The following is an 11,580-nucleotide window of genomic DNA, read 5'->3' on the forward strand; positions in this document are numbered from 1 at the left end:
GAAATATGTCCCGATTCATGCGTGGCGACAGCGTAGAGATCATGGCCGGCTTTCCGGACGACAGCATCGACTTCATTCTGACCGATCCACCATACCTCGTTGGCTTTAAGGACCGCTCCGGCCGCTCAATCGCTAATGACGTGAGCGACGATTGGGTGCTGCCGGCCAGCCATGAAATGTATCGCGTGCTCAAAAACAACAGCCTGGCGGTGAGTTTCTACGGCTGGAACCGCGTGGACGTCTTCATGCAGGCATGGAAATCGGCGGGCTTTCGTGTCGTCGGGCACCTTGTATTCACCAAAACCTACGCATCGAAATCGGCATTTGTCGGGTATCAGCATGAAAGCGCCTACCTGCTGGCCAAAGGGCGCCCACCGCTGCCGGCTAAGCCCTTACCTGACGTGATGCCCTGGCAGTACACGGGCAACCGGCACCACCCGACCGAAAAGCCGGTGAGCGTGTTACAGCCGCTGATCGAAACCTTCACGAAACCCGGAGATTTAATTCTGGACCCGTTTGCAGGCTCCGGCTCGACCTGCGTTGCCGCAGACCAGTGTGGCCGCCGCTGGATCGGTATCGAACTGCTTGAGCAATACCATACCGCCGGCCTGCGCCGCCTGGGAGAACTGCGCGCCGCCCGTTCTGCCCATGCCGCATAACATTTTCCGTAACCAGACCAAGAGGACAGCACCATGACAGACCAGATAATGACAACTGACAACACCGAGCTTACCGACGACATTAACGATCTGGAAGAATCACTTTACGAGTTTCACCTGCGGTTACGGGATATGACTAAGCGGCATCTGTTCCGCGGCGCGGCGCCGGCACAGAAAATGGCCGGAATGCTGATCGAGCAGATCGATACCGAACTTGTGGCGCTGTACAGGCGCGCTGCCGAGATGCGCGGGCACCTGAAATAACAGACAGCAGGCGGTCATTTTATGACCGCCTGCTGTCTGTGCGCGGATACTGCCGCTGCTGCGCTTTTGTCCACAGGGTTATAGCCAGGGTATGCACCCGGGCTGTGGACAGAATGAAATAAGGAAGTTGCTGCGCGCCGCTATATTCCGCCTTGCGGCGGGACAGGGCAGAAAACCGGGTCCGTGCGGACTGCGGCCGGTGCCGTGACTTCACTTTAGCCCGGCCGCTCGTGTTCAAGAGATCGCTTCGCTCGCCATCCTTGTATGTTTAAAGCAGAACCGGGATGGGTCTAAACTTATCCTGTGTTTTTACTGATGCTGCAGCACGATCGACATCCAGGGATTAACAAGCCCGCGGGTGAGCACTAAGCGCAGCATCACTTTCAGCTATAGCCCGAACAATTGCCTGGTGCATCAGAAGCCCGTATCTGCAAGGCAGGGAGAACTGAAATGAGCGATAAAACAACTGTTGGTATTGACGTCTCAAAGTTCGCTTTAGATGTCTTTATTGATACCTGCGAGCGACTGATTCATGTGGACAATTCCGCATCCGGCATCATGCAGCTGCTGACGGAGCTGGAAGGCCTTCATGTATCAGGCGTTATCATGGAGGCTACAAGCCGGTATCACTCTCTTGCTGAATCAATGCTGATTTCAGCTGGTCTGTCTGTTGCTGTCATTAACCCGCGACAGATAAAGAATTTTGCCCGGGCAATGGGAAAGGTGGCAAAAAGTGATTCTATCGATGCCAGGATAATCTGCGAATATGGTCGTCGTATGAAACCGGAATTCAGACCTGCCAAGGAAAAAGAGCTACAGGATCTGGCACTGCTTCTTACCCGGCGGCGTCAACTGGTACAGAATCGTGTCATGGAAGCTAACAGGCTGCAGGAAAAAAACGGGGCATATATTGAGATGGGTATTGCAGAGCACATTGCCTGGCTTAACTCACAGATTGATACTCTGGACCAGGAAATAAAATACCAGCTTAATCAGAACACTGCACTTTCTACAAAACGAAAAATGCTTGAAAAAGTTAAGGGTATTGGGCCAGTAACTCAGGCGGCTATCCTGAGCCAACTTCCTGAGCTGGGAGCGCTGACGCGCAGGCAGATATCGGCGCTGGTTGGTGTATGCCCGTATGACAGAGACAGCGGGCAACTTCGCGGGAAAAGGGCTATCTGGGGAGGCAGGGCTGGCCAGCGGGCAACACTATATATGGCGATGCTTTCAGCGGTTCGATATAACCCTCAGATTAAAGACTTCTATACATCACTCATTGCACGTGGAAAAGTAAAAAAAGTCGCGATCACAGCCTGTATCAGAAAATTCATAACGATACTCAATGCTATGTTCAGGGACCAAAAGGATTGGGTATACAGCTGAAAAGATAATTTACGACTCTGGATAAATCTGGATAAAGCAGATGATACGTAACACTATTCAATCCGAACGAATACATGGTCCGCTTTGTGCCAGAAGCGGACACTACTGAACTGAACAGGTCAACTCTTGCGGCAGCAGCGCCGCCACGTATAGTGATCTAATGAAAATCAGGAATACTGCCAGATTTATGGCCGCCCCTCATTGCTGCGGCTTTCAGCCGCAATTTCTTCGCGCAACACATCAATGAGCTCTCTTAGCCCCTGAGGAATGCGTCGGTGTCCAGGGTAATACAGATGCATAGCCGGTTCTATTGGAGCCCAGTCAGGCAACACGATCCTCAGACTGCCTTCCCGGATATAATGTGATACCCGGTTTTCCAGACAATACGCAATGCCGGTTCCTGCAAGGGCAAGCTCAATGGCTAACGCTGTCTCACTGACACAAATCTGTCCAGGGACATCGATTGCACGATCATCATCCCCCTTGCTGAATTCCCATTTATAGATTATCCCCTGGCCCGTTCGCAGCTGAATACAGGAGTGAGCGCGCAAATCATCCGGCGTGGCAGGAAGGGAACGATGATAGAGGTAACGCGGAGACGCGACGGCAACCCATTTCAATTCAGGGCCCAGTTTGACGGCAACTAAATCCTCAGGAACTGTCCCGCCAAATCGAATGCCAGCATCAAACCCCTCAGAAACAATATCCACCATTCGATCATCAACGCTGACTTCTACTTCAACTTCTGGATACTGACTCAGAAATTTCGGCAGGTGACGAGCCATAATTAACCTTGCCCCGTCACTCAGGACGTTCATTCGTAACCGCCCGACTGGCCGATCACGCATCCGGTTAATTTCGTCTAAAGCGTCCCCTATTTCACGAAAGCCTGCATCCAGCCGCAGGGCCAGGCTTGCACCCGCTTCGGTCGGAGCAACCGTACGGCTCGTACGGTTCAGCAACCGAACACCCAGGCGCGTTTCAAGATTACGCACTGCGTGGCTGAGAGCAGAGGTGGTGATCCCAAGCTCAACGGCAGCTTTGGTGAAGCTGCGTAATCGTTCAACAACGCGAAAAGCATTCAAATCTGCCAGATCGCTACGTGAAAGACGGGGAGTAGGTGTGACTGACATAAAAGCGCCTTCTATACGTGAGAAAAATTCAACGCCCCATTGCAGGACACTAAATATAACCCGATCTCAAAGGTAATAAGTTTAGTTAAATTCACAAATTATATGCAACCAGTACAATGTCTCTGTGACAGTCGGACGGTTACATTTCAGTCTGGAGATGAAAGGATGTTTCACGTATGGACACTGCTCCCGGCAGTGTATGTATACCTGCGCTTTATAAAGAAGCTGAAATGCAGTAATAAAATCCAGATGTTACTGGTCCTTTTTATAGCGGTAGTATGTGAATTTCATTTACTGAGCCGTCTCGTCTTTGGCACGATGTTTTCTCCCGAACTGCCCCAACCGATCATGATCGTTCTTGGATGGATTTTTGGCAGCGTTATATTTTTAGCCATCATGCTGTTGCTTCAGGACAGCTGTTTTATTTTTTGTCGTGTCTTTCTACATCGTTCCGTTACAGGCAGAGCGGGTGGAAGGATGCTAATGCTGGTTGCTTCATGTCTGCTTGCCGCAGCGGGTGTGCATAACGCCGTAAAAACGCCTGGTGTACAACGTTCTGAACTTACGCTCAGGAAGCTGCCGCGTGAATTTGATGGCTTTACCATTGTGCAACTGACCGATCTTCATGCCAGCCGCCTCCTGCCTCATTCATGGATGCAGAGCGTGATGGATAAGGCCAATGCACTTCATCCTGATCTGATTGTAGTTACCGGTGATATAGCTGACGGGACGGTCAGGAACCGCCGGGCTGATGTATCCCCCCTGTCCTCTTTGAAGGCGCCTTATGGGGTATATGCCATTACGGGTAATCATGAATATTACTTCAACGCTGCCGCCTGGACGGAGGAATACACACGGCTTGGCCTGCGTTTCCTCAACAACTCACATGTCCGTCTGTCAAAAGGTGGCACCTCGATTGTTCTGGCTGGCGTAACTGATGAAGTAGCGCCTGAGTATGGCGGCGAGGGACCTGACCTTATGAAAGCACTAAGTGGAGAGTCCGTAGAAGACACTGTAATCCTGCTGAATCATCGGCCAGGCTCTGCTGCATACAGCGCGATCACCGGCGTAAGTCTTCAGCTCTCAGGTCACACTCACGGCGGCATGATTAGTGGACTTGATACAGTCGCAGCACCTGCGAATAACGGTTTTGTGTCAGGCCTCTATCAGGTCGGGGATATGGCACTTTACGTCAGTAATGGTGCCGGACTGTGGAATGGGTTCCCGCTGCGACTGGGAAAACCTTCTGAAATTACCTTCATTACATTACACGCACCGTAACCTGGCCACTATGGTTGAATATAAGTCAATGAATCAAGGTATCTATTTCAACAATATCGGCCTGGAGCTGAGTTATAGTTTACTTAGTTTCAACTATATCACTGCATTTTCTCAGCTTAACCGCTAACAGAGATAATATCAGCCCTTTTGGCTGAGAACTGCTGTTCTTCAAAGAGCAGCGGTTCCCTTTCAGGATTCCTGACTAACTGAAGTGACAATCTTTCAGCTTCTGGAGGCGCTCAGGTTATGACCGAACACACATACAGCGACGGGCAGAGTCGGGTGAAAGCCCCTTCTGGCCTGCTCCCTGCCATGCTTGCTCTTGGCTCCGGTGGACTGTGTATAGGAACCGGTGAATTTGCGCCGATGAGTCTGCTTCCCGCCCTTGCTAAAGGAACCGGTGTTTCAGTGCCTGCTGCCGGAGCCTATATCAGTGCCTATGCTGCAGGCGTGGTTATTGGTGCACCGGCTATCGCTGTACTGGCTGCGCGCTTACCACGAAAGGCGCTGCTGCTGCTGCTGCTTGTTATTGCGCTTATCGGCTACGGCTGTAGTGCTGCAGCCTGGAGCTATTCATCTATGCTCTCAGCGCGTTTTATTGCCGGGCTACCTCACGGCGCGTGGTATGGCGTTGCTGCCCTCGTTGCTGCATCCATGGTGCCTGCAGAACAAAAAGCGCGTTATATCGGTTATGTCATGCTCGGCCTTGCCATTGCGAATGTTGCAGGTGTGCCGCTGGTAACCTGGGCAGGACAATCGCTCGGATGGCGGATGTCGTTTTCGGTGGTCACTGCCGGTCTGGTGCTGACCGGCGTTATGGTCTCGCTTTTTGTTCCAGCGGTGCCGGCCGATCGCAAAGCCTCCCCCCTGAAAGAGCTGAGTGCTTTGCGCAGCCCCCAAGTACTTATGACGTTTGCTGTAGCGTCTGTAGGCTTTGCTGGCATGTTCGCCGTATACAGTTTTATTACGCCAGCTCTGACAGAGGTGAGCGGATTTAAGCTTTCGTCAGTTCCGTGGATTCTGGTGCTCTGGGGCGTGGGAATGGCAACGGGCAATATTATTGGTGGACGGGTGGCCGACAAGGCTCCTGTACCGGCCATTTACGGCATGTTGTTCTGGAATCTGATTACGCTTGCTCTGTTCGCCCTGGTATCCCAATGGAAAGTACCTGCGCTCATTACGCTCTTTTTACTGGGTAACGGGTTCTCGCTGGTGCCTGCACTGCAGTCACACATGATGAACATTGCCGGTGACGCACAGACACTTGCCTCATCGCTCACGCACAGCGCGTTTAATATTTCTAATGCGCTGGGTGCGGCATTTGGCGGGCTGGCCATCGCGTCCGGCGGATCGTGGATTTCAACGGGCTGGGTTGGCGCAGCTTTTGCCGTCATTGCACTTGTCCTGATGTTTCTCTCAGTACACATCACCAGAAGGAGTCAGTCATGACTGAATCAGTAATTAAGGCTGGCCGCGTTGCGGTCATTACCGGTGCGGCAAAAGGAATAGGCGCCGCCGCCGCACGTCGCTTTGCGCAGGAAGGTATGCGCCTGAGTTTGTTTGATCGTGATTGCGCTGCGCTGGAGGCTCTGGCAAAGACACTGAACACTGAATACCGGCTGGTCACAGGGGACGTCACGAACGAACAGGATCTGATGCGTCTGCGGGACATTACCTTGAATGAGTTCGGCGAGGTGGCACTGCTGATGAACAACGCCGGCATAAAGCAGGGCGGCGGGCCATGGGATGCACCTGCGGACTGGCGCATTCAGATAGAGTCGAACCTCCTCTCCATGGTTACAGTGCAGCACCTTTTTGTACCCGCCATGCTGGGTATGAACAAAAGGGCGGCTATTGTGAACCTGGGCTCAAAAGAAGGTATCACTACACCACCTGGAAACGCGGCTTACAGCGCAGCGAAGGCTGGTATCAAGGTGCTGACTGAACAGCTGGCGCATGAGCTGAGAAACGTAGCCGGAGACAGGATAACCGCGCACCTGCTGGTTCCTGGCTTTACCTGGACTGATATGAACTTTCCGGGTATGCAGCCGGATAAAGACAGTAAGCCGGCTGAGGCGTGGACGCCTGACCAGGTAATCGAACACTTTGTAGAGCGCTATGAGCAGGGCGATTTTTATATTATCTGTCCGGATAACGCTGTCAGCCCCGAAATGGATGCAAAGCGTATTACCTGGTCCTTTCAGGACATTATCGAAAACCGGCCTGCGTTGTCCCGCTGGCATTTCCAGTGGAAAGGCGCATTCAGCCAGTGGATGAATAAATAAACTACGGTTGCCAGTAATGTCGGGCGCTGGCCCGGTTTTGACGATCGCGTTTATCTGAGGGCAGGAAGGACAAATGAGTATTATACAAAAAGAGACTTTTTACTGTTGTGGCGAAACACGACTTAGGGGCGTTCTTGTCTATGACGCCGACAGTCAGCGGCAACGTCCGGGTATCGTTCTTGCGCCAAACATGATGGGCATTACTGAGTCGAACAGAGAGCATGCGGTAAGAGTGGCACAGGAAGGCTATATTGTCCTGATTGCCGATTTATATGGCTCTCTGCCTGCCACCGCGGAAAAGGCTTCAGCTGAAATGAATGCGCTCAAGGATACGGCTGAAGAACGAAACAGGATGAAAGCCGCACTCCAGGCCCTGGCTGCAAATCCCCTGACAGATGCGTCCAGACTCGGAGCCATAGGCTTTTGTTACGGTGGCCACTGTGTGCTGGAACTTGCCCGCAGTGGGGCGCCGTTGCGCGTTACTGTCTGTATTCATGGGACACTCAGTACGCAACAGCCGGCCGTCAGAGGGGATATCAGAGGACAGGTTTTAGTTCTTAACGGGGCGGGCGACCCCTTCGTTTCTCCGGATCAGATTGCGCAGTTCAGTCATGAAATGGCTTCTGCAGGTGCAGGCTTTCAGCTGGTAAATTACGCAGGGGCGGTGCATTCATTTACCTATCCGCGTGCGGATATTCCGGGGAAAATGCAATATAACGAGAACGTCAGCAACCGTGCGTTTCGGATGGCGTTTTATGTGCTTGCCGATGCCTTCTTATAATGCTCTTGCGAATATATCATCTGCTACTGGCAGGAGATGAGTTTTAAAATGGCTGTATTTACGCCTCATTAAAAATGGAGTGGTAACACTTTGATGATGAGAACCCGGAAAAAGCTGGAGAAATGTACAGATTGAATCTGTAATCTATACACCATGATGCCGCCTTATTTTTTTATTTATGTCATTGCAGATTAAGTATCGGCCGATCTTCAGACCGGCCGATACAATGTTCATTTACCGGTAAAATAACTTATTTTTTACTGGCTGAACCCGGTTCAGAAATAATGCGATGACGCTGCGCTTTTTGCGACTCGCTTTGCAGACGATTCAGCACATCTCCCTCATGCTCAGCCTCATCATTACCGTATACATACTCATGCCCACTCATCAGGGCATACCAGGCCCGTTCTGCCACTTCCGCTGGCTTGGTCGTCTGAGCGGCGCCAACGCTGGTATCGGACTGGCCAGCGTTTTTAAAGAAGTTAGTCTCAGTAGCGCCAGGCATCAGGAGAGTCATGTTCAGGCCTGCGCCCTTTAGCTCATTACGGATCGCCCAGTAAAATGAGTTAACAAAGGCTTTTGACGCCCCGTAAACAGCCTCAAAAGGGATAGGCGCCGTACCTGAAACAGAAGAGGTCATGAGAACATGTCCCCCGCCCCGCTTAATCATGTCCGGCAAGAAAATTTTGGACATATGTACGTAAGAATCAACATTCAAGCGGATGAGCTGAAGCTCTTTTTCAAGTTCGGTGCCGCCGATAAAACAGCCACCCAGTCCCTGCCCAGCGTTAATAACCAGAGCGTCAATGTGGTGCCCGCCGTCATCGATTTTCTTTTTAAGCAACTCAACTTCTTCAAAGCGGCTGAGATCGGCTGAGAAGGCGTGCACGGTGCCCCCAGACTGACGAAACTCATTACATGCATTGTTCAGCTTCTCTTCATTTCTTGCCACAGCAATAATATCGTAACCATTTTTGGCAAAGATTTTTGCCAGCTCAAACCCAATTCCGTTAGATGCCCCGGTAATAAAAGCCAGTTTCTTGCTCATTTCTCTTTCCTTTATTTGTGAATTCACGGTAAGCCTGGCAGGTAAAATGAGAAGTTGAAGCCGGAAAAGGACTAAGAAATACCTCTGACAGAGATTTAAATAAAAAACTCAATAAAATCAATATACTGCAATAGTTGATTTTTATTCAATGCTATATTGAGTGGATTAAAATGGTTTTTCTGAAATTAATGCCACACTTTGTGCGTTGCTTTTCCATATTTCATAACAAACATATGCATTCATTTTTTTAGTCAACTTAAAGCCAGGAGTGTTTTATATATGTCGTTGAATAAAGAGACCGTCACTGTCATTACCGGTGCATCGTCAGGTATTGGAGCGGCTACCGCTCGCAGGCTTGCGCAGTCCGGCACCCGTATTGTCCTTGCTGCGCGAAGTGAAGAAAAACTGAAAAAAATAACAGATGAGATTAACGAAAAGGGTGGGCATGCAGAGTTTCGCATTACAGACGTAACGGACAAGCAGGATGTATTTAACCTGATTAGTGGCGTGACAGACAAATACGGACGTATTGATCATCTCATCAATAATGCGGGGCTGATGCTTTTTTCCGACTGGGCAGATGTGGCAGTAGAAGACTGGAATAAGATGATTGACACCAATATTCACGGCTATCTGAATGCCATAGCAGCCACGCTGCCGGTGTTTCTGGAACAGAAACGCGGTCATATTCTCAATATGAGCTCCGTCGCGGGCCTGCACACTGGTGCATCCAGCGGCGTTTACAGCGCAACCAAATTTTTTATCCGCGGCGTCACCGAAAGCCTGAGAAAAGAAGTTGGCGTGACGAACGGCATTCAGGTGTCTATGGTCAGTCCGGGCGTTATCGATACGGGCTGGGCCGACAAAGTAAATAACAGCAAAGGCAAAGAAGCTGCTCAAAAACTCAATGAAATTGCCATTACACCTGAGCAGGTGGCTGATGCCGTCGCTTTCGTGCTCGATAAGCCGAAAGATCTTACCATTAACGATATCGTGATCCATCCCACGCGTCAGGACTGGTAATTTTGCATTCAACAACCGTAAGCCGTCTCTGCGCGGTAAAGCGGACAAGTTACTCTGGCTGTTCTGATCCAGATAAAAGGATTGTATGCATTTTACTCTGGATGCACAGCCAGCTTTCCGATAATTCGTTACGGTCGTTTATGCGCCCCTACGACCGGAGTTTTTTATAAGGAGATCTGACAATGCCTGATGTGTTCTCACTTGAGACAGAACAGAATGTAAAAATCGGTTACTCAACTGAAGGTCACGGGGAAAAAATCTTGCTCCTGATCCACGGCTATCCCCAGACCTCGCTGGCCTGGCGCCGTATGATTCAACCCCTGACAGAGGCAGGGTTTAAACTGATAATTCCTGACATGCGTGGAGCAGGACGTTCATCCCGCCCCGTCTGTGGCTACGATAAAAAGACACTGGCGTCTGATATGGTCAGCATACTGAACGAGCAACAAATATCAGGGCCAGTATACGTTGCAGGCCATGATATTGGCATGATGGTTGCATTTGCTATGGGGGCTTTTTTCCCGGAGCGTGTTAAAAAGCTGGTTCTTATGGAGGCGCCAATTCCGGGTACGGCTGGTTTTGATACTGCGAATGCGGATGATACACGTTGCTGGCACTTCCATTTCCATCAGGCAAGAGATGTTCCGGAGGCATTGACGCGTGGAAATGAGGCCTTCTATCTGGAGCGTTTTTTTCACGATCTGGCATGGGACTATCAGGCAATCGACAGAGCTGCTTTTGAACATTACGTCCGGGCTTTCAGCCAGCCCGGCGCAATGCGTGCAGGCTTTGAGCTTTATCGCGCCTTTAGAAAGGATGCAGAAGATAACAGAGCTGTCATCAGCCAAGGCAAACTGCAGATGCCCTTACTGGCAGCGACTGGAGAGGGAAGTGACTTCACCAGAATAATGCCAGGAATGATGGCAGAAGTTGCAGAAAACTGGGAGCATGTGGTGATAGAACACAGCGGGCACTGGATCCCTGAGGAAAATCCTCAGGAACTGGCTAAACACATGATTACGTTTTTGAACGACCAGGACATTCCAGTCTGATTAAAGACTGGCAATACTCAGCCGGAGCGATTGCAGAAAACCTGTCTGCAACCGGCTGAAGGTGAAGGCGCTGATCACAGGCTTATTATTATCCTGAAGAGCGCCTTCCAGATGCCTTTACGACTTATCCATCCAGCGATGTTGAGGCTTGTAGCCCAGCACGCGCATCGCTTTTTCGCTGGAAAGCACCGACTCATTTCCTTCAAATTGTTTGCGGCATTCAGTATGAGGATAATATCTCTCCAGCAGCTCCTGGGTAGGTGTACGCATGCAAGTTACGTCGCTGGGAATAAAAAATTCATCCTTACCCCGCGCATCATATTCAATGGCAATCTCAATGGACTGCGCAACGTCACGCACATGCACGTATGTCCACATATTCCACAGTCGTTGTGTAGGGTCGTCCTGCCATTCCTCAAATTTTGCATATTCTTCAGGGTTCATGACCGCTTTTCGCTCATAGCGGACTACGCACTTACCGTTGTCAGCGTTGTCTTCAGTTTAATGCCAGGCTGGTGCAGTCAGGTTGATAGGTTTAATTGAACAAGTTGGCAGTGTGTGAAGTTCGTTCGGCAGACATTCGGGAAAAAGACTGCAAAGGCGGTTAACTCAGCATACTGAGCCAGATTTTATGACCAGAGCCAGCGAGAAAAAGAGAAATCACATCA

At 50.5% G+C, this 11,580-nt stretch carries 11 protein-coding genes and 1 pseudogene; 9 read left to right on the plus strand and 3 right to left on the minus strand.

What is annotated here, in order from left to right; genetic code table 11:
- Positions 1-5 precede the first annotated feature (5 nt).
- The 3 genes from K6R05_RS20235 (at position 6) to K6R05_RS20245 (ending at position 2,309) form a co-directional block, all read left to right on the plus strand.
- The gene (locus tag K6R05_RS20235; RefSeq protein WP_222925800.1) at positions 6-659 is read left to right on the plus strand and encodes a DNA methyltransferase; all 654 of its coding nucleotides are present in this window, start codon (positions 6-8) and stop codon (positions 657-659) included.
- 33 nt (positions 660-692) lie between these two features.
- Positions 693-923, plus strand: coding sequence for a YubE family protein (locus K6R05_RS20240; RefSeq protein WP_222925752.1), 231 nt, complete (start codon positions 693-695; stop codon positions 921-923).
- Positions 924-1,373: 450 nt separating this feature from the next.
- The gene (locus K6R05_RS20245) at positions 1,374-2,309 is read left to right on the plus strand and encodes an IS110 family transposase (RefSeq protein ID WP_222925753.1); all 936 of its coding nucleotides are present in this window, start codon (positions 1,374-1,376) and stop codon (positions 2,307-2,309) included.
- A 185-nt stretch (positions 2,310-2,494) separates the two neighbouring features.
- On the opposite strand, the gene K6R05_RS20250 is transcribed toward K6R05_RS20245, so the two are convergent.
- Positions 2,495-3,442 carry a LysR family transcriptional regulator gene (locus K6R05_RS20250; protein ID WP_222925754.1) on the minus strand — a complete coding sequence of 316 codons (948 nt, stop codon included), beginning with the start codon at positions 3,440-3,442 and terminating at the stop codon, positions 2,495-2,497.
- 165 nt (positions 3,443-3,607) lie between these two features.
- On the opposite strand from K6R05_RS20250, the gene K6R05_RS20255 reads away from it, so the two are divergent.
- The 4 genes from K6R05_RS20255 (at position 3,608) to K6R05_RS20270 (ending at position 7,789) form a co-directional block, all read left to right on the plus strand.
- Positions 3,608-4,723: a metallophosphoesterase gene (locus K6R05_RS20255; RefSeq protein ID WP_222925755.1), complete on the plus strand. Its 1,116-nt coding sequence runs from the start codon at positions 3,608-3,610 to the stop codon at positions 4,721-4,723.
- 246 nt (positions 4,724-4,969) lie between these two features.
- Positions 4,970-6,172, plus strand: a complete 1,203-nt coding sequence (locus K6R05_RS20260) for an MFS transporter (RefSeq protein WP_222925756.1) — start codon at positions 4,970-4,972, stop codon at positions 6,170-6,172.
- Positions 6,169-7,008 (plus strand): SDR family NAD(P)-dependent oxidoreductase, encoded by an 840-nt coding sequence (locus K6R05_RS20265; protein WP_222925757.1) that lies wholly within the window; start codon positions 6,169-6,171, stop codon positions 7,006-7,008. Before K6R05_RS20260 ends, K6R05_RS20265 begins: the two co-directional genes overlap by 4 nt.
- 73 nt (positions 7,009-7,081) lie before the next feature.
- On the plus strand, positions 7,082-7,789 hold the full coding sequence (locus K6R05_RS20270; protein WP_222925758.1) for a dienelactone hydrolase family protein: 708 nt from the start codon (positions 7,082-7,084) through the stop codon (positions 7,787-7,789).
- Positions 7,790-8,039: 250 nt separating this feature from the next.
- Here K6R05_RS20270 and K6R05_RS20275 read toward each other — a convergent pair whose 3' ends face one another.
- Positions 8,040-8,837 (minus strand): SDR family NAD(P)-dependent oxidoreductase, encoded by a 798-nt coding sequence (locus K6R05_RS20275; RefSeq protein ID WP_222925759.1) that lies wholly within the window; start codon positions 8,835-8,837, stop codon positions 8,040-8,042.
- Between the two features lie 279 nt (positions 8,838-9,116).
- Here K6R05_RS20275 and K6R05_RS20280 point away from each other — a divergent pair, with 279 nt between their 5' ends.
- Together K6R05_RS20280 and K6R05_RS20285 are read left to right on the plus strand one after the other, a co-directional pair.
- The gene (locus K6R05_RS20280) at positions 9,117-9,860 is read left to right on the plus strand and encodes an SDR family oxidoreductase (protein WP_222925760.1); all 744 of its coding nucleotides are present in this window, start codon (positions 9,117-9,119) and stop codon (positions 9,858-9,860) included.
- 182 nt (positions 9,861-10,042) lie between these two features.
- Positions 10,043-10,912, plus strand: coding sequence for an alpha/beta fold hydrolase (locus K6R05_RS20285; RefSeq protein WP_222925761.1), 870 nt, complete (start codon positions 10,043-10,045; stop codon positions 10,910-10,912).
- A gap of 117 nt (positions 10,913-11,029) precedes the next feature.
- Here K6R05_RS20285 and K6R05_RS20290 read toward each other — a convergent pair.
- Positions 11,030-11,359 (minus strand): annotated as a pseudogene (locus K6R05_RS20290) (NAD-dependent epimerase/dehydratase family protein); the annotation flags it as partial.
- Between the last annotated feature and the right edge of the window lie 221 nt (positions 11,360-11,580).

Source organism: Pantoea alfalfae (assembly GCF_019880205.1).
Classification (GTDB): domain Bacteria; phylum Pseudomonadota; class Gammaproteobacteria; order Enterobacterales; family Enterobacteriaceae; genus Pantoea; species Pantoea alfalfae.